Here is a 21,180-nt window from a genome sequence, read left to right on the forward strand (position 1 = left end):
TTTTGGGCTTAGCAAAAGAAAGTAACCCGGCCGCGTTAGCGGACGGAAGCTTTGCTGTTGATGTTGCTTCGCTGTCCTACAGCCGGAGACGCGGGAGCACGACAGGACGCGGTCGCGGCTCGCGCCGCTCCTACCCTTTAAAGCTGTCTGAGCTGCGGCGTCGAGGCGCCTCGCCTCACTCCAAGGTAATCCCCGCCGCCGCCGGCGTGCGGTCCTTCAGCGTTTCGCTGGCGCGCGCCCACCATTCGCGGTGCTCTTCGCTGGCGCAATACTCGGCATAGGACAGCTTGGCGATGGTCGCCAGGGAATAGTCGGGACGGCCTTCGGCCAGCATCGCGCTCATCGCGCGCAGCAGGGGCAAAGAAGGCAGCAGGTCTTCAATGAAGAGGAATTGGCCGGCCTGGTTCACTTCGAGGAAATGCGCATCGCCGTTGCCGTCGATGGCCAGGTCGATGCAGCCGAACACCAGGCCGAGTTCGCGCATCAGCGCGGCGAGCTTGGCCTGGTCGACGGACGAGAGCTCGCCGACTTCGGCCTGCAGCCCCTGCGTGTTCTGGGGGACGCGCCAATCGACGAAGCCGTCGTCGTGCTGGGTGTACAGGCGCGCGGCGAAGTAGCGGTCGCCGATCGCGGTCACGCGCAGGTCGTAACGTTTGTCGACGTAAACCTGGTAGATGCCGGGGCAGTGCAACAGGCTCTGGTCGTCTTCGAGCATCGCCGGTTCGACGATGCGCGCATAGGTGCTGAACATGCGGCCGGTCTCGGCGTCCTTCCAGGTGTGGGTCAGGAAGGGTTTGTAGACCACGCGGCCGTGGCGCTGGACGAAACGGCGGATCTCGGCGGGGTCGTGCGAGACCAGGGTCGGAGGGAAGCGCAGGCCGCAGTGATGGGCGGCGCGCAGTTGTACGAGTTTGTTCTCCGCCATCGCCGCGGCAGCGGGGCGATTCACCCACAGCCGGTCGGCGCCTTGATCGGTGAGTGCATAGACGTTCTTGAGGAAACGCCCCCATTCGCCGCGCAGAAAGGGCTGGTCGCCGGCCTGCGCGCGCGGGAAGGATTCGGGATTGCGCGGCCGCCGATACCAGACCGTGCCGACGCTGGCGTCGTCGAGAGGGCCGCTCATGCGCAGGCCGAGGTCGGGGTCACAATGCAGGGACATCGCGCCGAGTTCGGCTTCGGCCAGCGAGCTCAGCCAGGTTGCGTCGATACCGCTGGCGCGCAAAGCCCAGCGCGCGGCGGAAGCATGGATGTCGTGGGCCAGCGAGGACAGGATCAGCGGACGGCGGTGAGCGGGCATGGAAGCGTTCGTGTTTTCAGGGCCATTGAAAACGGCACGCCCCGTCGGACGGGGCGTGCCGGGTCATGCGTGGCGGCGGGGTTTACGCGCACGTCGCTCGCGCGCGGGTCCACCCTGCCTGGTGCATGGACTGCATCCGATCAGATCGAGCGGAAGTCGAGGCGATTACAGGAAATCGGGATCGCCCGGATCGTCGCCGTTCGGACCGGTGGCGTGGGTGCTGTCGCCCTTGCCGCCGGAGATCGCTGCGATCTCGTCCAACGAAAGTTCGCGCGCTGCGATGCGGGCGAGCGGGCGGGCGGCTTCGTCCTGAGGCAGAGCGTTGTTGCTGTAAACGTCTTGCTTACTCATGGAGCGTTCTCCTAAACCGTAGAGTGCCAGGATGAGTTGAAAGGCCGTCCCGGCGTCGGCACGAGCATCGATGCTAACAACTATGAAAGTCGCGGTTTGCTAATCGCGATCCCACTTTCGCCCTGAATGCGCGAAGCGATGGGGATTGCAAACTCGGGCGTTGTGATCTGTTCACTGACGCCGTCGCGCAAGGCGACGACGCGGTCTGCGCTGCGGATCGTATCGGGCCTGTGCGCGATGACGATGCGGGTCATGCGCAAGGCGGAAATCTCGCGATTGATCTCGTGCTCGCGGGCGACGTCGAGGTGGCTGGTGGCCTCGTCGAGCAACAGGATCGCCGGCGAGCGATACAAGGCGCGCGCCAACAGCACGCGTTGTTTCTGTCCGCCCGACAGCGACGAACCCAAGTCGCCGACCAAGGATTCGTAACCCATCGCCATCGCCGCGATATCGTCGTGGATGCGCGCCGCGCGCGCCGCCGCTTCGATGCGCCCGGGGTCGGCGGCGTGGTCGAAGGAGGCGATGTTCTCGCCGATCGAGCCGGCGAACAGCACGTCCTCCTGCATCACCGCGCCGAACAGTTCGCGGTACGCGGCCAGGCCGTAGTCGTGAATATCAACGCCGCCGATGCGGATCGTGCCCGAGCTCGGGCGCAGCAGGCCGAGGATCAGCTTGGCCAGGGTGGTCTTGCCGCAACCCGAGGCGCCGACGATCGCCACCGATTCGCCGGCTTCGATGTCGAAACTGCAGTCGCGCAGGATCCACGGCTCGTCGTCGGCGTAGCGGAAGCTGAGCCGCTCGATCTCGATGCGCGGCGCCGGCACCGGGCCGGCGTAGTCGGTGTGCACGTTCGCTTCGGGCGGCTCGAAGGCGATGTCGGCGATGCGTTGGCCGTGCAGGCCGAGCAGGCGCAGGTCGACGAGCTTGTCGATCAGGCTGCCGGTGCGGGTAGCGAACAGGTCGGCATAGGCGACGAACACCACCATCATGCCGGCGCTGAAGCGGCCCTTCAGGGTCAGCCAGGCGCACAGCCAGATCAGCAGCACGCGCTGGGCGCCGAACACCAGCTTCGACAAGGCGGAGAACACTGCGGTGGTGCGGGCGATCGCGGCCTCGCGATTGGCCACCTCGACGCTGGCGTTGGCGATGCGCCCGCGACGGTCGTCCTGTTGATTGCCGAGCTTGATCGTCTGCACGCCCTGGATCGACTCGATCAACAGGCTCTGCTGCTTGGCGACGTGGATCAACTGCTCCTCCTTGAGCCGCCACAGCCGCCGGTACGCGGCCCAGCGCACAATCGCGTAGACGGCGAACGCGGCCAGCACCAACGCCGTCAACGGCGGGCTGTAGAACAGCAGCAGCGCCAGCACCAGGGTCACGGTAAGGCCGTCGAGCAGGCTCTCGACGAAACTGCCGGTCAGGGTCTGCTGGATCGCCTGCACCGAGACGAAACGCGACATCACTCCGCCGACATGGCGCTTTTCGAAGAAATCCAGCGGCAGCCGCATCAGGTGGCCGAACAGATTGGCCAGCCATTGCGAGTTCAAGGCGGCGCCGAGGTCGGCGACCAACCAACCGCGCATCGCCGTGAGCGTCGCCTGGAACACCACCACGACCAGGAAGCCGATGCCGAGCAGGTTCAACAAGCCGATGTCGGCGGCCACCAGAACGCGGTCGATCACCCACTGCATCGCCAGCGGCAGCAGCAGGGTGAACACCTCCAGGCTCAGCGCCAGGATCAGGATCTGCGCACCGGCGCGGCGCAGGCCGACGATGCGGCCGGCGAGCCCGCGCAGGCTCAGGCGCTGGCGTTCGCGCATCGGCACGAAGTCGGTCTTGGGCGACAGTTCCAGGGCGATGCCGGTGTACTGGCGGCCGAACTCGGCCAGCGGCAGGCTGACCGCACCGCGCGCCGGGTCGTGCAGTTCGGCGCGGCCACGGGCGATGCGCTTGAGCACGACGAAATGATTGAGGTCCCAATGCAGCACGCAGGGCAGGCGCAGATCGGCGAGGTGTTCGATCTCGGCCCGCAAGGGGCGGGTGTCGAAGCCGAGCGCGCCGGCGATCTTGATCAAACGCGCCAGAGTGGCGCCGCGCGGCGACACCGGGAAGCGCCGGCGCAGGCTGCTCAGATCGATGTCATGGCCATGGTGGACGGCGATCATCGCCAGACAGGCCAGGCCGCACTCGGCCAATTCGTTCTGCTGGATCACCGGCACGGACTTCGCGCTCATGAGCCCGTCCGATGAGCGTCGGGTGCGGCCTCGGTGTTCGACAGCGGCGCCAACACGAACTCGTAAAGACGTCGTTGCTCCAATTGAAGCTCGGCATCGACTCGCATACCCGCCTGCAATGCCTGCGTGCCGATGCGCTGGCGATCCAGCTCGACCTGCACCGACCAGGCCGGCGCGTCCGGGCGCAGGCCGCTGCGCCGGTGGACCTCGTCGGGCGATGAGGCCGCGGCGGCTATCGCGACCACGCGGCCGTGCTGCACGCCGTAGCGCTGATACGGGAAGGCGCGGTAGCGCAGGACTGCCGGCGTGCCCTGGTGGATCGCGGCGATGGCGCGATCGGGCACCCACACCTGCGCCTGCAGGGGCGATGGGCCGCGCGGTGCGGCCTGCGCTACCAGCACGCCGCCGACACGTTCGCTATGGGTGTAACGGCCGAATGCGAGCAGGGCTGACAGTGCGAGCAGACCGAGCAGGCCGAGCGCGGCCATCGGCCAGCCCAGGCGCGAGATCGGCAGGCGGATGCTGCCGAGCCAGCGTTGTTTCCTGGCTTCGAGCATTTCGCGTCTGAACAGGTCTTCGTGCACGTAAGCCTCAGACGCGTGGCGAGGATCGAAGGGTGCCGTTCGGCGAACCCATGGCGATCGCGGTGCGTCTGTCGTCTCCTGCCGTTACGACTCGGTCGCTGAGTGTCGTACAAGGCCGATGGCGTTTCCAGGTCGCCATTGTCGAACGCCGTCACGGTTCGCGGGGATTGCAACAAATCGTTCAGCCCTGTTGCTGTCGGCCATGCCGCGATGCGCAGGCGTTCGAGACGCAGCGCATGCTCAAGCGGCATCGCGCGCGGGTTTGCGCCAGCGCGGCCAGGTGCCGAGGGTGATCGCGCGCAACAGCCATTCCATCGGGCCATGGCCGTGACGCTGCATCCACCAGGCGCTGAGGCGCAGTTGCGCGCCGAACAGCAGGACCGCGAAAGCCAGTACTGCGAGCGGCGAGACCCGCCCCATCAGGCCGAGGCCGTAGCCGGTGAACACCAGCGCGGCGGCCGCCGATTGCAGCAGGTAGTTCGACAAGGCCATGCGTCCGGCCGGGGCCAACCATCGCACGAGTCGCGGGCCGGCGCGGCCGGCGAAGCCGCTCATGGCCAGGGCGGCATAGGCGCCGGTCAGCAAAGGCGCGGTCAGCAGGCTCAAGGCCAGCGCCGCCAGTTCGAGCGCGCCGCCGGGTTCGAAGGTGGAGACGCCGGCATAGAACGCCGCCGCCGGCAGGCCGATGCCGAAACCCCAGCGGCGCAGTCTGCGCAGCAACGGTCGATAACGATCGAGGCGGGCAAACACTTCGCGACGGCCGGCGACCCGGCCCAACAGGAACATCGCCAAGGCGCATGGCGCCTGCATGAAGGCGAGCACGATCCCGGTCGACGCCAGTTCGCTTATGCGCTGGGCGACGACCGCGCTGGGCGGACCGGTGAAGCCGGCGAGGGTCGCCTGCGCTTCGGCCGCGGCGCTGCGGGCATCGACGGCGCCGGTTTCGCCACTGAGCCGAATCAGCAAAGCCAGCCCGGCCCAGGCGGCGGCGGTGGCCACGATCAGGGCCAGGGCGCAACGCAACGCGGCGCGCTCCGACAGCGCGCGCATCGCCAGCAGGGCCAGGCCCATCGCCGCATAGGTGCCGAGGATGTCGCCGTGAAACAGCAGCACGGCGTGGGCCAGGCCGATCAGCCACAGCCCGAGCGAACGCCGCAGCATGCGCGGCACGAAGGCCTCGCCTGCGCGCTGCGCCGAATCGAGCTGCAGGCTGAAGCTGTAGCCGAACAGGAACGAAAACAGCAGGTAGAACTTCATCTCGAACAAGCAGGCAACGAGCAGGCGCACCGCGCGGTCCAGCCCTCCGTCGTAACCCGGATCGGGCAGGCCCAGGCCGTAGTAGGGCGAGGCGAACACGCCGAGGTTGACGACCAGGATGCCGAACAGGGCGAAGCCGCGCAGGGCGTCGAGCTGTTCGATGCGTGGCGGGACGACGCGGGCGGATGCGGTCATGTGGGCGGTACGAACGGGGGAGCGTGAATGCTGCGCGCGGCGTCGCCGCGCTGCATCGGGCCGGCGACGGGAGCCAACCGGGACGTTTGGCGGATTCGCCGCGCGCGGAAACTGGAATACTGGCGGCATGAGCGAAATCCCCGCCGCACGCCCGGTGCCGGCCGCGCGCGCGCCGGCGCGCCGCTGGTGGAGCGGGCTGTTCTGGAAATGCCTGCTGTCGATGCTGATCGCCTCGTGGATCAGCACCGCGCTGCTGTCCGGCCTGGACCTGTATCTGTCGCGCACCGAGGTGCGCGAGGCGATGGCGCCACCGATGCTGCAGGGCGCGATGCAGCGCGAATTGCAGCAGTTCGGCGCATTGCCCGACCTGGCCATGACTTCGCACGCGCAATGCGAGGCGATCCTGCAGGCCTTGCTGGTGCGCATCGTCGGCATGGACTCGCAGGAGTGGATGAACTCGCACAGCTTCGCCGGCAGCACCCACGACGGCCGTTTGTCGATCCGCTATCGCGACCGCGACGGCCGCGTATGCCGCTATCCCGCGCAGGCGAGTCCGCCGCTGGCGCAGATGCTGGAGGAGATCGAGCAAGAAGCGGTGTCGTCGCATGCGCCGGTGCCGCGCCGCCACGAGCGCGAAGGCGACTGGATAAGCGCGGTGGCCTTGCCGCTGGCGCGGACTCCGGGCGCGACCCTAAGCGTCGGCCAGCACGCCGGCGGTTCGCTGGCGACCTTCATGCACATGGATTCGGGCGACATCGAAAGCCTGGCGATCTATCTGGTGCTGATCAGCGCGATGTCGGCGATCGCCGTGGCGACCCTGCTGACGCGCCGGATCGGCCATGCCGAGCGCGCCGCGGATGCGTGGGCCGCGGGCGAACTCGGCGCGCGCATCCACGATGCCGGCCGCGACGAGTTCGGGCGCTTGTCGCAGCGTTTCGACCGCATGGCCGATGCGCTCGGCGAAGTGATCCAGGTGCGCCAGGCGTTGGCGGTATCGGAGGAGCGCAACCGTCTTGCCCGCGACCTGCACGACACCGCCAAGCAGCGCAGCTTCGCTCTCGGCCTGCAGCTCAGCGTGCTCGATCACCTGAGCCAGCGCGAGGGCGGCGAGCAGGACCCGCGCCAGATCACCTTGATCAAGGCCGCGCTCGGTTTGACCGGGCAACTGCAGCGCGATCTGGCCGACGTGATCCAGCGCTTCTCGGCACCGACAGTGGCCGAGCAGGGCTTGCGCAAGGCCATCGAGGACACCTGCTCGCATCTGCTCGCCGGCAGCGAGATCGAGTGGCGGCTGTTGCTCGACGGCGTCGCCGAGCGCGGCCTGGGCGCGTGGCCGCAGCATGCCGGTCAGCTGTTGATGATCGCCACCGAGGCGGTCAGCAACAGCCTGCGCCACAGCGGTGCGCGCCGCATCGAGGTCGTCCTCAACAATTCCGGCAACCGCTACGGCTGGACCATCCAGGACGACGGCTGCGGCTTCGTCCCCAACGAACACGAGGCCACCGGCATGGGCCTGGCGAACATGCGCTTGCGCGCACGCACGCTGCCGGGCGGGCGTTTCCGTCTCGCCAGTTCTCCCAGCGGCACGGTGGTGACCGTGTCGTTCACGCTGGAATCGCAGGGAATCCAGGCATGAGCACATCGGTATTGCTGGTCGACGACCACGAGGTGGTGCGCAAAGGCATCCGCAGCCTGTTGATGCTGACCGACGACTTCGAAGTCGTCGGCGAAGCCGGCGGCGGCGCCGAGGCGATCGCGCTGGCGCGCGAACTGGCGCCGGACCTGATCGTGATCGACCTGATGATGCCCGACGTCGACGGCGTCGAGGCGATCCGCGCGATCAAGGGCCTGAGCCCGCGCAGCGCCATCGCGGTGCTGACCTCGACCGACCAGGACGACCTGGCCTTCGCCGCGATCGAGGCCGGCGCGCAGTCGCTGTTGTTCAAGAGCATGCTCGGCGACGAGCTGCTGGCGACCTTGCGGCGCATCGCCGGCGGCGAGGCGGTGATCCATCCCTTCGTCGCCCAGCGCATCCTCAAGGCGGTGCGGCGCAAGCGCGAGCCGCGCGAGGACCCCTTCGCCTGCCTGACCGAACGCGAGCTGGACGTCTTGCGCAAGCTGGCCGAGGGAGGCAGCAATGCGCGCATCGCCGCGGCCTTGAACATCGGCGAGAAGACGGTGAAGTCGCACCTCGGCAACGTGCTGGCCAAGCTGCACCTGGCCGACCGCACCGAGGCGGTCGCGTTCGCCTGGCGGCGCGGCCTGATGTCGGCGGAATCCGAGCACGGCGGCGGCTGACGGTTTCGCGACGCCTCTCAAAGCCGTCATCCCCGCGAAGGCGGGGCGCATGGATGCGCTTGCGGGCGACTGACTCGCGCACTCATGAACGCCAGGGCGTTATGCGCCCGGGCCGGGGGAGAGACTTCACAGCGATGCCTCGGTGAAGCCCTGGGTTCCCGCCTACGCGGGAACGACGGTAGAGAGGTCTCGCTGCGCCTCTCAAAGCCGTCATCCCCGCGAAGGCGGGGATCCAGAGACTTCAGAGCGACGCTTCGGTGAAGCCCTGCGCCCCGGCCTTGCGCGGGGGCGACGACAAATAATTCTCACGGCTTCTCAAGCATCCGCGCGCTTTGTCGTGGCGTCTGGCGCCAGATTCGGCAAAGTCGAATCGATCGTTTCCGTCGCCTCACTATCCGCGCAAGCGTCGTTAGTCATGCCTGCCGAATGGCACAACTGGGTAGGGAGGCACACGTGTCCTTGCGTTTGTGATTCACACAGGTCGCACGAAGATCGACCGAACACGATGCCGCGATAGGCATCGGACCACTGCTTCAAGCGCCGCTACGCCGCGCTTTCGACACGATAAGGGACTACTGACCGATGCAAGGCATTACCCGCACCACGCGTAATCGCGTTACCCGCATGCATTCCCGTTCCCTGCTTTCGCTCGCCATCGTCGGCGGCCTGCTCGCCGTTTCGGCGTCGGCCGCGGCGCAGAACGCGAACCCGATGGGCCAGCTCGGCAATCCCGACAGCTGGCGCAGCGACGAATTCAAGGCCGATTGGGGCCTGGCCACGATCAACGCCCAGTACGCCTATGCGCGCGGCCTGACCGGCAAGGGCATCCGTCTGGGCGTGTACGACAGCGGCACGGTGTTCGGCCATCCCGAGTTCGCCGGCAAGGACCACCGCGCCGTGCACATGGCCGACGTGCTCGCCGACGGCAGCGTTTGCACCAACACCTCGATCATCGGAGGCGCCGGCGCCTGCTTCACCTCGCGCGGCGACCAGGCGCAGATCCGCTACGTCGGCTTCAACGCGAACGTGCCCGAGAACATCCGCCGCATCATCCAGTCCGGCCCCTACGTGCAGCCGGGTTGGGAGTTCAACACCCACGGCACCCACGTCGGCGGCACCATCGCCGCCAACCGCGACGGCAGCGGCATGCACGGTGTCGCCTTCGGCGCCGACCTGACCGCGGCCAAGTGGTCGTTCAACAGCGTGCGCGAGTGGGCGCGCAGCGCCACCGGCGGCTACAGCGTCGTCAGCATCGGCGGCGTCGGCCCGGAAGACGCGACCGTCGCCGGCATGTACGCGCAAATGAACGAGCAGGGTGTGCGCGCGGTCAATCACAGCTGGGGCTTGGCCAACGAGCCGAATACCCTGGCCCAGCTCGACGGCTATCTGTTCGACCCCGACAACGCCGCCTATTTCGACACCTTCGCCAAGGGCTCGCTCGACAAGGGCATGCTGCAGGTGTGGGCGGCGGGCAATCACAACGTCGCCGGCACGACCCCGCAGACCGCGCCGCAGGCTGGCTTGTACGCGAGCCTGCCGCGCGGCCGCGCCGAACTCGAGCCGTACTGGCTGAGCGTGGTCAACGTCAATCAGAACCTGGTGCTCAGCGCTTCGTCGATGCGTTGCGCGCAGACCGCGAACTGGTGCGTCGCCGCACCGGGTTCGACGATCAACTCGACCGTGCTCGGCGGCGAGGAATCGCTGCAGGGCGGGTTGGTGCGCAATCCCGACGGAACGATTTCCTTCGACATCACCGCCGGCGCGCCGACGTTCGAGTACGGCAACCTCAGCGGCACCTCGATGGCGACGCCGCACGCAGTCGGTTCGCTCGGCCTGCTGATGGAGCGCTTCCCCTATCTCGCCAACACCCAGGTCCGCGACATCCTGCTGACCACCGCGACCGATCTCGGCGCGCCGGGCGTGGACGAGGTCTACGGCTGGGGCTTGATCGATTTGAAGAAAGCAATCGACGGCCCGGGCCAGATCCGCGTCGACACCGATGTGGTGATGGACCGTCCGGGCGGCGGCGCCAAGGTGTGGGACGGTAAGGCTTGGGACGATTGGCGCAACGACATCGGCGGTTCCGGCGTGCTGAGCAAGTCCGGCCTCGGTTGGTTGCGCTTGAGCGGCAACAACAGTTTCGGCGGCCTCAAAGTCAAGGACGGCGTGCTCGAACTGACCGGCCACAACACCTACGCCGCGCAGGTCGAAGGCGGCACCCTGGTCGTCAACGGCAGCTTGACCACGGCCTCGTTGCCGGTGCTCGCCGGCGGCGCGCTCGGCGGCAGCGGCCGCATCGTCGGCGACGTGCGCATCGAAGGCGCGGTCTCGCCGGGCAATTCGATCGGCACCCTGAGCGTGCAGGGCAACTACGTGCAAGCGGCGGGTTCGACCTATGTCGCCGAGCTGTCGGCCGGCGGCGCCTCCGACCGCATCGACGTCAGCGGCCAGGCCCGTCTCGAAGGCGGCAAGCTGGTGGTGCTGCATGCGCCGGGCCAGTACATGCTCGGCCAGTCGTTCAACCTGATCAGCGCCGCCGGCGGCGTCAGCGGCCAGTTCGCCTCGCTCGACCAGACCGCGTTCTCGCCGTTCCTCAAGTTCGGCCTCAGCTATGCGGCCAACCAGGTCGGCGTCGACGTGACCCGCGGCGCCTCGCTGGCGGCGAGCGCGCAGACCGACAACCAGCGTGCCGCCGCCGCCGCGGCCGACCGCCTCGCGATCGGCCAGGGCATTCCGCAGCCGCTGACCCAGTTGTTCCCGGAACAGGCGCTGGCCGCGCTCGACGCGCTCAGCGGCGAGGCCCACGCCAGCCTGCGTTCGATCATGGTCGACGACAACCGCCATGTGCGCGATGCCGCCTTGGGCCGTGCGCGCGCCGGTCGCGGCGATTTCGCCGCCGACAGCGCCGGCGAATCCTCGCAGGGCGCCTGGGTGCAGTTGCTGAAGTCCGGCGGCACCCTCGACGGCGACGGCAATGCCGCGCGCAATGAGTACAACGGCTCGGCCACCTTGCTCGGTTACGACTACCGCTTCGACGGCGGCTGGCGCATCGGCGTGCTCGGCGGCAGCGGCCGCAGCGACAACAACGATGCCCGTAACGACAAGGGCCGCATCAAGACCCGTCACCTGGGCCTGTACGCCGGGCAGAACTGGGGCGGTTTCGGCCTCAGCGCCGGCGTCGCGTTCGCCCGTCACGACGTCGACCTGGATCGCGGCATCGCCTTCAACGGCTTCAACGATCGCGCCCGTTCCAACTACGACGCCGACAGTAAGCAGGGCTTCGTCGAAGGCGGCTACCGCTTCGACGCCGGCGCTTGGGCGTTCGAGCCGTATGCGCAGTTCGCCCAGGTGCGGGTGAAGAGCGATGGCTTCCAGGAAAGCGGCGGTGCCGCGGCGCTGACCGGCCGCGGCGCCGACAGCCGCGTCAACCTGTCGACGCTGGGTCTGCGCTTCAACGTCGACCTGAAGGGCTCGCAGCAGGAGCAGAGCTGGCTGAGCCTGCGCGGCGGCCTCGGCCGTCGCCATGCCAGCGGCGACCTCAACCCGGCGACCTCGGTGGCCTGGCGCGGCGGCGACGCCTTCCAGGTCCACGGTGCGCCCCTGGCCGACGACGCCACCCTGCTCGAAGCCGGCATCGCCGCACGCCTGAGCGCGAACGGTTTGTTGGAACTGAACTACAGCGGTCAGCTCGCCGACGAGGCGCACGACCACGGAGTCAACGCGCGGTATTCCCTGCGCTTCTAACCCCCCGCCCGAAGGGGGAGCCCCCGAAGCCGCAACGATCTAGGTCGTTGCGGCTTCTTTTTTGGGTTCGTCTGGGGGTAAAAGCAAGAGCAAGAGCAAATCCCCCCTGGCCCCCCTTTTTCAAAGGGGGGACTCGTTCGAGTGAGATCGGATGCTTTCTGTTCCTGAGCGAGGCAGGTGTAGGCATGAGGGAGGCAAGTGCAGGTAGTCGTAGAGCCATAGGCAAAGCCGAAGCCAAAGCCGAAGGTAAATACGCGTGCCGGCCGCGTTGCGCATCCGGCGAACGCTCCACCTGGCTACGCGTCTCCCCGACCACCCCTAGGCACTCCCCCCTTTGAAAAAGGGGGGCTAGGGGGGATTTGCTCCGGCTCTTACGACAACGAACCGCCGCCATCACCCGCGGTCCGAGACTCACCACTCCGACCATCACCATCCACCACCCCCCAGCGTTGCGCCACACCCGCTTATGCCGGTCGCCGCATTCGGCGATGATGAGGCCCCGCCGCCATTGCCCCGTGCATCGCGCCGGTTCCCCACGACTCCGGAGATGCGCATGTTCGAGCTGTCGGCACTCTTGACCTTCGCCGGCCTGGCCCTGGTCATGGTCCTCACCCCGGGGCCGAACATGATTTATCTGGTCTCGCGCTCGATCTGCCAGGGCCGCAAGGCCGGGCTGATTTCGCTGGCCGGGGTCGGCGTCGGCTTCTTCTTCTATCTGTTCGCCGCCGCCTTCGGCATCACCGCGCTGTTGTTCGCTGTGCCGTTCGCCTACGACGCGCTGCGCATCGGCGGCGCGATGTACCTGCTGTGGATGGCCTGGCAGGCGGTGCGGCCGGGCGGTCGCTCGCCGTTCCAGGTCCGCGACCTGGCCGCCGACAGCCCGCGCCGCTTGTTCACCATGGGCCTGCTGACCAGTCTGTTGAACCCCAAGGTGGCGATGTTCTATCTCGCCCTGCTGCCGCAGTTCATCGACCCGCAGCGCAGCGTGATGCTGCAGTCGTTGCTGCTGGGCAGCCTGCAGATCGCGATCAGCGTCGGCGTCAACGCGTTGATCGTCGCCGGCGCCGGCGGCATCGCCAACTTCCTGGCCGGACGGCCGCGCTGGGTGACCGCGCAGCGCTGGGTCATGGGCGGGGTGTTGTCGGGGCTGGCGGTGCGCATGGCGGTCGACGCCCGCCGCTGAGGCTCAAGGCGCGCGGCCGGCAGCCTGGTCGCGCGCGCGCTGGATGATCGCGCGGACCTGGGCGCGGTCGCGATGGCGCGAAATCGCCACCGCGCCGAGCGCGATCGCGCGTTCGCGCATCTGCGCGGTGACGTCGTAGTGGCAGCCGCTGGCCTTGTCCTGGAACGATTCGCGGCGCTTGCCGAGCCGCGCCGCGAAAGCGTGCAACTCGTCGAGGCGGTCGGCCATCAGATGCGCCCAGCGTTCGCCGCGCCAGGGCCACACGGCATCGTCGACGTACACGGTCACCGCATTTCTCCAGGGAATGAATCCAGCCGCGTCGCGGACGATTCTGTCACGACGCGCGGCTGAGAGCCGCGCAGGCGACAGGCTGTGCCCAGTATCCGACAATCGCGGTGTCGCGGGCGTCTTCCCTCGCTCGCAGGAGCCGTCATGCGGATCTCGGCCATCCACCACGTCGCGATCATCTGTTCCGACTATCGACGCTCGAAGCACTTCTACACTCAGGTGCTCGGGCTGAGCGTGCTCGCCGAGGTGCATCGCGAGGCGCGGCGTTCTTATAAGCTCGATCTGGCCTTGCCCGACGGCGGCCAGATCGAACTGTTCTCCTTCCCCGATCCGCCGCCGCGGCCGTCCTATCCGGAAGCCTGCGGCCTGCGTCATCTCGCTTTCGCGGTCGACGACATCGACGCCTGCGTCGCCGAGCTGCAGGCGCAGGCCGTCGCGGTCGAGGCGGTGCGCGTCGACGAATACACCGGGCGCCGTTACACCTTCTTCGCCGACCCCGACGGTTTGCCGATCGAATTCTACGAACGCGGCTGAGGCGCCGCGCGGCCGCCTCAGGCGTGGGCGACGAGGTGGCCGTGCTCGCGCCAGGCCTCGAAGCCGCCGGCCAGCGGGCGCACGCGCTTGAAACCGCGCCGGCGCAGTTCGCGCGCGAGGGTCGCGGCCGAGGCTTCGTTCGGGCAATCGCAGTAGACGATGACCTCGTCGCGCCGCTCCAAAGGAACATCGGCCAGGGACACGTCGGCCAGCGAAGCGACGAATACCGCACCGGGTATCCAGCCGGAGGCGTCGCGTTGCGGCTGCGAGCGCACGTCGAGGATCATCGGGCCGTTGCCGTCTTCGAGCAGCCGATAGAGCTCAGGCACGGTGATCCGCGCCATCCGCAGTTCGCGCAGGAACAGGCGGCGCTTGAGCAGCTTGTAGCCGACGAAGGCGGCGATGGCCGCGGCCACCAGCAGCAGGCCGTAGCGGCCGAGCGTCTCCAGGCTGTCGAGCACGTCGTTGACGGCCTCGTGGAAGACCGCGCCGACCGCGACCGCGAGGCCGGCCCAGAGCAGGGCGCCGATGCCGTCGTAGAAGGCGAAGCGACGCGCGCTGGTGCCGGTCTCGCCGGCCAGGGTGGTCGCGACCGCGGCGAAACCGGGCACGAACTTGGCCACCACCAGCGACGGCGCGCCCCAGCGCGCGTATACGCCGCGGGTCATCAGCACGCACGAGTCCGGCGACAGCGAGACCTTGCACATCAGCCGCAGCAAGGCCGCGCCGATCCGGCGCCCGCCGAGATACCACAGGCTGTCGGCAAGCAAGGCGGCAAGCGCGGCGATCAACAGGATCGGCCACAGGCTCTGCTGCTGGTCCACCGCAATCGCGGCGGTGACGATGATCGGCGGATAAGCCGGCACGGGCAGCCCGCCCTGATCGAGGAACACGCTGACGAAGACCACGAGCAGGCCGTAGGTCTGGATCAGATGCAGCAGGGCGTCCATCGGTCGGTCCTAAGACCGCGTCACGCGGTCGGAAAACATGGCAATGCCGCGTCACGCGGTCGGGAAATATGGGCAAGCCGCGTCGCGCGGTCGGAAAAAATAGCGAGCCGCGCCGGGCGGCCGGGTAAACGTGGGCAAGCCAACGGGGCCAGGCGGCCTCGCACGGCTGGAAAACCATCGGCAGTTTCCGCCCGCGCCGCGTCCGCTGCAATCGCATGGCGGCGACGGATCGTTGCGGGCCTGGCATCGGCGCTGCGGTCGCCGGACCGCCGCGTTCGGAGCCGATGCGGGTCCAAACTGCGGTCGCCGTAGCCTTGGGCGTCACATCGGCGGCCGCACAATGCCCCGTGCCGGGACGATGCGGCCGGCCGTCACGGGAGTGTTCGATGCGCCTGGAAGGCAGTCAGGAAACCTTGTTGATCACGCTTTATGCCAAGGCGATGGACAACCGCGCCACGCCGTCGATCCTGCGCGACGCCCTGGCCGACGACCTGGTCCGCCACATAGACTACGATTTCGAACGCTTCGGCCTGGGCCCGTCGGACATCCGCGGGCTGGCGCTGCGCTCGCGCATCATCGACGGCTGGACTCGCGCCGCGCTGCAAGCGCGCCCCGACACCCTGGTGCTGCATCTGGCCTGCGGCCTGGACTCGCGCGTGTTCCGGGTCGATCCGCCCTTGGAAGTGGATTGGATCGACCTCGATTTTCCCGAGGTGATCCGCCTGCGCGAGGCGCTGCTGCCGCAACGCGCCGGGCGCTACCGCACCTTGCCGAGCAACGTCATGGAGCCGGACTGGATCGAGCGCCTCGACAACCAGCGCCCGGTCCTGGTGATCGCCGAGGGCTTGTTTCCCTACCTCGACGAGCGCCGCGCCCGCGAACTGGTGCGGCGCCTGATCGAACGGTTTCCGCAGGGCGGGCAATTGCTGTGCGATCTGTACAGCCCGCTCGCGCTGCGCCTGCTCCGCCACGCGACCATGATCCGCGCGACCAAGGCCCGCATCGGCGATTGGACCCGCGCCGAACCGCGCAGCCTGGAAGCCTGGCATCCGCGGCTGCAGTTCGTCGACGAGCCGCGCCTGAGCGAAGTCGTCGAGGTGGCGGCCCTGCCGCGGGCGCAGCGCTGGCTGTTCAAGCTTTACGACCGCTCCGAATGGCTGCGCAACCTGGGCCGCGTGGCCCGTTTCCGCTTCTGACCAGCGAGCAGTCCCGCTTCCAGTAGGAGCGGCGTGAGCTGCGATCGTGTTCTTACGGTTGCGCTGTCGCTGCAGCTTTGTGGTCGCAGCTTACGCAGCTCCTACAGGGCTCCCGCCAGGTTCGCTTGCGCGCTTGGGTGGGAGCGGCGTCCCACAGGGAACCTTTTGGTCACAAGCCGCGACCGCGGCGGCACCCTGCATATCGCCGCGTCGAGGCCTCTGCCGTACGGCCCGTCGTTACCGCCCTGAACGGCGCGCTCCGCTCAATCCGCCAACGCCGGGTCCGGTTTGCGAAACGCGATCGCCAGCCGGTTCCAGGCGTTCATCGAGATCGCGGCATAGGTCAGGGCGACCAGGTCGTGGTCGCCGAACTGCGCGCGGACCTCGGCATACACCGCATCCGACACAGGCGCCTGGTTGACCGCGGTGATGGCTTCGGCCCAGGCCAACGCGGCGCGTTCGCGCGCCGTGAACGGGCCCTCGGCCCAGACCCGCAGCAGGTGCAGACGGCGATGGCTTTCGCCGCGCCCGACCGCCTCTTCGGTGTGCACGCGCAGGCAATAAGCGCAGCCGTTGATTTGCGAGATGCGCACATTGACCAAGTCGATCAACGAGCGCTCCAGGCCGCTCTTGTCGACATAGCTTTGCAGGCCGGCCAGGGCGCGGGTGCCCTGCGGGTCGACGGCGTTGTAATCCAGGCGGGCGGACATGGCGGTCTCCATCGGATGAGCGTCGTGCGACGCGATGGCGCCACGTTAGGATGTTCGTTCCTGAAAGGCATTCCGCCACGGATGCAAATCGAGATTGCATGAATGAACAATCCCTGGGCTGGGACGACTACCGTTTCGTCCTCGCGGTCGGCCGCGCCGGTTCGCTGAACGGAGCGGCCAAGCGCCTGGCGGTCAGTCATCCGACCGTGTTCCGGCGCATCAACGCGATCGAGCGCGCGCTCGGCGCGCGTTTGTTCGAACGCGCCCGCGACGGCTACACGCCGACGCCGACCGGCGAGGAAGTGATCGCCGTGGCGGCCGAGATCGAAACGCGCATCGCCGCGACCGAGCGGCGCCTGGCCGGCTTGGACGCGCGCCTCAGCGGCCGCATCCGCGTGACCACGGTCGAGCCGGTGCTGTACGGCCTGTTGCCGCCGCTGCTGGCGAAATTCCGCCGCGAGCACCCGGGCATCGTGTTGGAGCTGGTCGCCGACAATGCTGTGCGCGACCTCAGCCGGCGCGAGGCCGATGTCGCCCTGCGCCCGGGCGGCAAACCGCCGGAAGGCCTGATCGGGCGCAAAGTCGCGCGTTTGGCCGCGGCGGTGTACCGGCCGCGTACGCTGCGGCTGCCGCGCGGCGCAGGCCCCGAGGCCCTGGCCGACTGCGACTGGGTCGTGCCCGACGACAGCCTGGCGCATATCGGCATGGCGCAATGGCTGCACCGACAGCGCTACGACGAACGCGCGGTATTGCGCGCCAACAGCCTGTTGGCCTTGCGCGACGCGGCCGCGCACGGCATCGGCCTGGCGGTCTTGCCTTGTTTCCTCGGCGACGCCGACCGTCGCCTGGCGAGGGTGGGCGAGCCGCTGGAGGGCCTGACCGCGGATCTGTGGTTGTTGAGCCACCCGGACCTGCGCCGCACCGAGCGTATTCGGGTCTTCAGCGAGGCCATGCGCGAAGGATTGGCCCGTTTGCAGCCGATGCTGGATGGCCGACCGGCCACCGCATAGGCCCGTGGACGGGCGGAGGCGGACGCTGGCACCCGCATCCGTGAAGCCGGTCCGCCCGGATCGTCCGGCACAAAAAGTCCACAGTTACTTTTGAAACCTGTGACTGAACGCACATCACATTAGGAAAAATCCTACACGCTTAGGGGTGTTCCGACGACGGTTTACTGTTCACGCAAGACGCATCTTTTGATTGCTCCGACGGCATCCGGATACAGATTCGCCCTGAGGCGAACTTCCCCCCACCGCGCCGGCTGAACTTTTACAAGGATGAACCATGTTTCGCGTCGAACTGAAGCAGCGTGATGGCAGCGACGACAGTGCGCTGGCGGTAGCGATTGCAGAGATCGCGCAGGAATACCGCAGCGCCGAAGCGGCGTTGCGCGCAGTACTGCCGCAGGCCAGGAGATACGCCGCGCACGCCCCGAAGGGGTTGTGGCTGCGTATCTACGATGCCGATTCGCAGCCCGTGTTTGGCACGTTGGTTCCCTAGGGCCGACGTGCGGTTTGCGCCGCCCGGCTGACAGGGAGTCTGGCCGGGCGGCGCGGGCCTCCTTGCGTCCGCAGCGCGGGCGCCGAGCGAGTGCGTCCGCCGGCTCGGCTCAGGCCTCCTCGATGCGGCTCGCGCAAGGCCCATGGCCGAATTTGTCGCGCTCTTGGGTAGGAGCGGCGCGAGCCGCGACCGCGTCCTGTCCGCCGCGTCGTAGCTGTGGCTTCGCGGTCGCAGCTTATGACCCACGGGTTCCCTGTGGGACGCAGCTCCTATAGGGGCTCCGGTGAGATTCGTCCGCGCTCTTGGGTAGGAGCGGCGCAAGCCGCGACCGCGTCCTATCCGCCGCGCCGTAGTTGCGGCTTCGCGATCGCAGCTCACGCAGCGCCTACAGCGGCTCTGGCGAGATCCGCGTGCCGTTTGGGCGCAACGGCCGGGTTCGGCTTCTGCTTTCCCTACGACGCATCGATCCAACCCCGCGCCGTTGCGGCGATCAGATCCGCGGGGGTGTCGAGGTCGTGTTCCAGCTCCGGGGCGTGCAGCCGCCAGACGGTCTCGATTGGCAGGCGCTTGAGCGCCGCGCCGAAGCCGCGGTCGCCGCGCAGTTGTTCGGCCTCGCGCCAGACCGCGGCGGCGATCACCGCCGGGATGCCGAGGGCATCGCCATGTGCGGTCGCAGCGCAGCCGGAGGCGGCTTGCGCGGCGCCCTCGAGCAAGGCCTGCAGATGCCCGGCCTCCAACGCCGGTTGATCGCAGCCGAGCACCAGCACCGGCGCTTCGATACCGACATCGCCCAGCGCGCGCGCGGCGGCGCGCAGGCTGCTAGCGAGGCCTTCCTGCCAGGCGTCGTTGTCGATGCACTCGACCGCCAGATCGGCGACGGACGCGGCCATCGCGCCGCTGCGCGCGCCGAGCACGACCAGGACGCGTTGTGCTCCGGTCGAGATCGCCAAACGTGCGGCACGGTGCAGCAAGGTCTCGCCGTCGCGACGCAGCCCCTGCTTGGGCTGTCCGAGGCGGCGGCTCGCGCCGGCGGCCAACACCACGGCGACATGCCTCATCGCTCAGGGTTCGCCGTGGCGGTGGGTCTGCAACTGCGCGGCGATGCTCAGCGCGATCGCTTCCGGACCCTCGCCGCCGAGCTTGAGCCCGATCGGCGAATGCAGGCGCGGCGCCAGCGAGGTTTGCGCCGAGGCCGGCAGCACGCGGAACAGGTCTTCGCGCCGCCGCACCGGGCCGAGCAGGCCGACGAAACCGATCTGCTGGCCGTTGGCGCTTTCGGCCAGTTGTTCGAGCGCCTCGCGGTCGAGATCGAAATGGTGGTGCATCACCAGCGCCGCATCGTGCGGGCGCGCGGTCGCCAAGGCCTGCGCCGGACTGCGTTCGATGGCGTGGTCGGCGAGCGCGCCGGCCGCGCTCCATCGCGAGCGCCGTTCGACCAGGGTGGTCATCCAGCCCAGGGTGCGCAGCAGCGGCAGCAGGGTCGGGGTTTCCGGACCGGCGCCGAACACCAGCACCGACGGCGGCGCCGGGATTTCGAGCTTCCATTGCGCGGCTGCGGCCGACGACCACGGCGGGGTGTTGACCGCGAGGGTCCAGCGCATGCGTTCGTCGCCGACCGAGGCGGCAAGGGCGCCGTGATTGCGTAGGTCCAGGTGCAGGTCGCCATGGCCGCGCCGCCACTCGTCGATCAAGGCCGGCCATTCGCGCAAAGCCGACAGCGGCAGCAGCGCCAGGCGCAGGCGGCCGCGGCAACCGACCGCGGAACCGGCGAACAGGTCTTCGTCGCTGCGGGTGTCGATGTCCATCCACTCGATGCCCTGCGACTGCGCGGCGTCGCGCGCGCGCAGTTCGATGTCCGGCTCGATGCAGCCGCCGCTGAGCCAGCCGACCTGGCCGTCGCGCGCACCGAACAAGGCCATCGCGCCGGGGCGGACATAAGTCGAGCCTTCGGTTTCGAGCACGATCGCCAAGGCGGCCGGATCGCCGCGCGCGGCCGCGGCGGCGCTGGCCTCGAGCACCGCGCGCGGACCGCCGGGCGCGCTGCGCTTCGGAAACGAGGGGTCCGGCGAGTCGGCCATGAGTACGCCCAGGGGCGGAGAAGCTTCGAGTCTAGAGCGTTCGCGGCATCGGCGGCGTTGCGCTGCATCACGCCGGCCGGAGGCGGCAGTTTTGGGCAAGCCGCGATCGAGGCCAGCGCACGAAAATGCACGGACGTGTCGCATCGCTCGCCAGCGCGGCGCGGACTTGCGTCGCAACATGCGCAGCAAGGCTCGGAGAATCCGGCAAGCCCCCTGTTTCGGCGCTTCATCTTGGTATCGAAGGCGATCTGGCGGCGGCCAATTTTGAGGAGTAGGCTCGGACGACCCCAGCCGCCGCGAGGGAACCATGAAGCTTCTTGTCAACGGCACCGAACACGAGGTTGCCGCGCCACCGGACATGCCCCTGCTGTGGGTGCTGCGCGACCTGATGCACCTGACCGGCACCAAGTTCGGTTGCGGCATCGCCCAGTGCGGTGCCTGCACGGTCCATGTCGACGGTGCGCCGCGACGCGCCTGCGTGACCCCGGTCGCCAGCGTCGAAGGCAAACAGATCACCACCATCGAAGGCCTGTCGCAGGACGGCAGCCATTCGGTGCAACGCGCCTGGGCCGAGATCGACGTGGTCCAGTGCGGTTACTGCCAGTCCGGCCAGATCATGTCGGCGGCTGCCTTGTTGACCCAGATCCCCCAGCCGACCGACACCGACATCGACCAGGCCCTGTCGGGAAACATCTGCCGTTGCGGCACCTATCCGCGCATCCGCGCGGCGGTGAAGCGCGCGGCCGAAATCGGCAAGGCCTGATCGCGTCATCCCCCCGAC

19 protein-coding genes are annotated in these 21,180 nt (G+C 68.5%); 9 read left to right on the top strand and 10 right to left on the bottom strand.

Annotation, left to right across the window (positions count from 1 at the left end; all coding sequences use genetic code 11):
* Nucleotides 1-175: 175 nt before the first annotated feature.
* The 5 genes from EX88_RS0113590 to EX88_RS0113610 form a co-directional block, all read right to left on the bottom strand.
* Nucleotides 176-1,297, bottom strand: a complete 1,122-nt coding sequence (locus EX88_RS0113590) for a hypothetical protein (RefSeq protein ID WP_031372532.1) — start codon at nt 1,295-1,297, stop codon at nt 176-178.
* Nucleotides 1,298-1,462: 165 nt separating this feature from the next.
* Nucleotides 1,463-1,648 (bottom strand): hypothetical protein, encoded by a 186-nt coding sequence (locus EX88_RS0113595; RefSeq protein WP_031372533.1) that lies wholly within the window; start codon nt 1,646-1,648, stop codon nt 1,463-1,465.
* An 80-nt stretch (nt 1,649-1,728) separates the two neighbouring features.
* Complete coding sequence (locus EX88_RS0113600; RefSeq protein WP_036148903.1) at nt 1,729-3,882, bottom strand: peptidase domain-containing ABC transporter; 2,154 nt, start codon at nt 3,880-3,882, stop codon at nt 1,729-1,731.
* Nucleotides 3,879-4,466, bottom strand: a complete 588-nt coding sequence (locus EX88_RS0113605) for an HlyD family secretion protein (RefSeq protein ID WP_031372535.1) — start codon at nt 4,464-4,466, stop codon at nt 3,879-3,881. The genes EX88_RS0113600 and EX88_RS0113605 overlap by 4 nt, the downstream gene beginning before the upstream one ends.
* Nucleotides 4,467-4,706: 240 nt before the next feature.
* Complete coding sequence (locus EX88_RS0113610) at nt 4,707-5,918, bottom strand: DUF418 domain-containing protein (protein ID WP_031372536.1); 1,212 nt, start codon at nt 5,916-5,918, stop codon at nt 4,707-4,709.
* A gap of 127 nt (nt 5,919-6,045) precedes the next feature.
* Between EX88_RS0113610 and EX88_RS26040 the strand changes: the two genes are divergently transcribed.
* The 4 genes from EX88_RS26040 (at nt 6,046) to EX88_RS0113630 (ending at nt 13,143) form a co-directional block, all read left to right on the top strand.
* Nucleotides 6,046-7,554, top strand: coding sequence for a sensor histidine kinase (locus tag EX88_RS26040; RefSeq protein ID WP_051885099.1), 1,509 nt, complete (start codon nt 6,046-6,048; stop codon nt 7,552-7,554).
* Nucleotides 7,551-8,216, top strand: a complete 666-nt coding sequence (locus EX88_RS0113620; protein WP_031372538.1) for a response regulator — start codon at nt 7,551-7,553, stop codon at nt 8,214-8,216. The genes EX88_RS26040 and EX88_RS0113620 overlap by 4 nt, the downstream gene beginning before the upstream one ends.
* 624 nt (nt 8,217-8,840) lie before the next feature.
* Entirely contained in the window at nt 8,841-11,960 is a 3,120-nt protein-coding gene (locus tag EX88_RS0113625) for an autotransporter serine protease (protein WP_051885100.1), read from the top strand.
* Between the two features lie 553 nt (nt 11,961-12,513).
* A complete protein-coding gene (locus EX88_RS0113630) occupies nt 12,514-13,143 on the top strand; it encodes a LysE family translocator (RefSeq protein ID WP_031372540.1) in 630 nt (209 codons plus the stop codon).
* Between the two features lie 3 nt (nt 13,144-13,146).
* On the opposite strand, the gene EX88_RS0113635 is transcribed toward EX88_RS0113630, so the two are convergent.
* Nucleotides 13,147-13,431, bottom strand: a complete 285-nt coding sequence (locus EX88_RS0113635) for a DUF4031 domain-containing protein (protein ID WP_031372541.1) — start codon at nt 13,429-13,431, stop codon at nt 13,147-13,149.
* A 144-nt stretch (nt 13,432-13,575) separates the two neighbouring features.
* Here EX88_RS0113635 and gloA2 point away from each other — a divergent pair, with 144 nt between their 5' ends.
* On the top strand, nt 13,576-13,965 hold the full coding sequence (gene gloA2 / locus EX88_RS0113640) for an SMU1112c/YaeR family gloxylase I-like metalloprotein (RefSeq protein ID WP_031372542.1): 390 nt from the start codon (nt 13,576-13,578) through the stop codon (nt 13,963-13,965).
* A 17-nt stretch (nt 13,966-13,982) separates the two neighbouring features.
* On the opposite strand, the gene EX88_RS0113645 is transcribed toward gloA2, so the two are convergent.
* Nucleotides 13,983-14,915, bottom strand: a complete 933-nt coding sequence (locus tag EX88_RS0113645) for a DedA family protein/thiosulfate sulfurtransferase GlpE (RefSeq protein ID WP_031372543.1) — start codon at nt 14,913-14,915, stop codon at nt 13,983-13,985.
* A 386-nt stretch (nt 14,916-15,301) separates the two neighbouring features.
* On the opposite strand from EX88_RS0113645, the gene EX88_RS0113650 reads away from it, so the two are divergent.
* Entirely contained in the window at nt 15,302-16,111 is an 810-nt protein-coding gene (locus tag EX88_RS0113650; RefSeq protein ID WP_031372544.1) for a class I SAM-dependent methyltransferase, read from the top strand.
* Nucleotides 16,112-16,374: 263 nt separating this feature from the next.
* On the opposite strand, the gene EX88_RS0113655 is transcribed toward EX88_RS0113650, so the two are convergent.
* Entirely contained in the window at nt 16,375-16,821 is a 447-nt protein-coding gene (locus EX88_RS0113655) for a carboxymuconolactone decarboxylase family protein (protein ID WP_031372545.1), read from the bottom strand.
* A gap of 98 nt (nt 16,822-16,919) precedes the next feature.
* Between EX88_RS0113655 and EX88_RS0113660 the strand changes: the two genes are divergently transcribed.
* Nucleotides 16,920-17,831, top strand: coding sequence for a LysR family transcriptional regulator (locus EX88_RS0113660; RefSeq protein ID WP_036148904.1), 912 nt, complete (start codon nt 16,920-16,922; stop codon nt 17,829-17,831).
* 274 nt (nt 17,832-18,105) lie between these two features.
* The gene (locus tag EX88_RS0113665; RefSeq protein ID WP_031372547.1) at nt 18,106-18,321 is read left to right on the top strand and encodes a hypothetical protein; all 216 of its coding nucleotides are present in this window, start codon (nt 18,106-18,108) and stop codon (nt 18,319-18,321) included.
* Nucleotides 18,322-18,773: 452 nt separating this feature from the next.
* Here EX88_RS0113665 and EX88_RS0113670 read toward each other — a convergent pair whose 3' ends face one another.
* Nucleotides 18,774-19,379 (bottom strand): nucleotidyltransferase family protein, encoded by a 606-nt coding sequence (locus tag EX88_RS0113670; RefSeq protein WP_031372548.1) that lies wholly within the window; start codon nt 19,377-19,379, stop codon nt 18,774-18,776.
* Between the two features lie 3 nt (nt 19,380-19,382).
* Complete coding sequence (locus EX88_RS0113675) at nt 19,383-20,399, bottom strand: XdhC family protein (RefSeq protein WP_051885101.1); 1,017 nt, start codon at nt 20,397-20,399, stop codon at nt 19,383-19,385.
* 307 nt (nt 20,400-20,706) lie between these two features.
* Between EX88_RS0113675 and EX88_RS0113680 the strand changes: the two genes are divergently transcribed.
* Nucleotides 20,707-21,162, top strand: a complete 456-nt coding sequence (locus EX88_RS0113680) for a (2Fe-2S)-binding protein (protein ID WP_031372550.1) — start codon at nt 20,707-20,709, stop codon at nt 21,160-21,162.
* Nucleotides 21,163-21,180: the final 18 nt, after the last annotated feature.

It is taken from the genome of Lysobacter antibioticus (assembly GCF_000731095.1).
Lineage (GTDB): Bacteria > Pseudomonadota > Gammaproteobacteria > Xanthomonadales > Xanthomonadaceae > Lysobacter > Lysobacter antibioticus_B.

Excerpts from the sequence above, each read along its gene's own strand:
- EX88_RS0113675 (WP_051885101.1), bottom strand. The coding sequence starts at position 20,399 with ATGGCCGACTCGCCGGACCCCTCGTTTCCGAAGCGCAGCGCGCCCGGC.
- EX88_RS26040 (WP_051885099.1), top strand. The coding sequence starts at position 6,046 with ATGAGCGAAATCCCCGCCGCACGCCCGGTGCCGGCCGCGCGCGCGCCG.
- EX88_RS0113625 (WP_051885100.1), top strand. The coding sequence starts at position 8,841 with ATGCATTCCCGTTCCCTGCTTTCGCTCGCCATCGTCGGCGGCCTGCTC.
- EX88_RS0113665 (WP_031372547.1), top strand. The coding sequence starts at position 18,106 with ATGTTTCGCGTCGAACTGAAGCAGCGTGATGGCAGCGACGACAGTGCG.
- EX88_RS0113620 (WP_031372538.1), top strand. The coding sequence starts at position 7,551 with ATGAGCACATCGGTATTGCTGGTCGACGACCACGAGGTGGTGCGCAAA.
- EX88_RS0113670 (WP_031372548.1), bottom strand. The coding sequence starts at position 19,379 with ATGAGGCATGTCGCCGTGGTGTTGGCCGCCGGCGCGAGCCGCCGCCTC.
- EX88_RS0113595 (WP_031372533.1), bottom strand. The coding sequence starts at position 1,648 with ATGAGTAAGCAAGACGTTTACAGCAACAACGCTCTGCCTCAGGACGAA.
- EX88_RS0113655 (WP_031372545.1), bottom strand. The coding sequence starts at position 16,821 with ATGTCCGCCCGCCTGGATTACAACGCCGTCGACCCGCAGGGCACCCGC.
- EX88_RS0113610 (WP_031372536.1), bottom strand. The coding sequence starts at position 5,918 with ATGACCGCATCCGCCCGCGTCGTCCCGCCACGCATCGAACAGCTCGAC.
- EX88_RS0113680 (WP_031372550.1), top strand. The coding sequence starts at position 20,707 with ATGAAGCTTCTTGTCAACGGCACCGAACACGAGGTTGCCGCGCCACCG.
- EX88_RS0113645 (WP_031372543.1), bottom strand. The coding sequence starts at position 14,915 with ATGGACGCCCTGCTGCATCTGATCCAGACCTACGGCCTGCTCGTGGTC.
- EX88_RS0113650 (WP_031372544.1), top strand. The coding sequence starts at position 15,302 with ATGCGCCTGGAAGGCAGTCAGGAAACCTTGTTGATCACGCTTTATGCC.
- EX88_RS0113660 (WP_036148904.1), top strand. The coding sequence starts at position 16,920 with ATGAATGAACAATCCCTGGGCTGGGACGACTACCGTTTCGTCCTCGCG.
- EX88_RS0113630 (WP_031372540.1), top strand. The coding sequence starts at position 12,514 with ATGTTCGAGCTGTCGGCACTCTTGACCTTCGCCGGCCTGGCCCTGGTC.
- EX88_RS0113600 (WP_036148903.1), bottom strand. The coding sequence starts at position 3,882 with ATGAGCGCGAAGTCCGTGCCGGTGATCCAGCAGAACGAATTGGCCGAG.
- EX88_RS0113590 (WP_031372532.1), bottom strand. The coding sequence starts at position 1,297 with ATGCCCGCTCACCGCCGTCCGCTGATCCTGTCCTCGCTGGCCCACGAC.
- gloA2 (WP_031372542.1), top strand. The coding sequence starts at position 13,576 with ATGCGGATCTCGGCCATCCACCACGTCGCGATCATCTGTTCCGACTAT.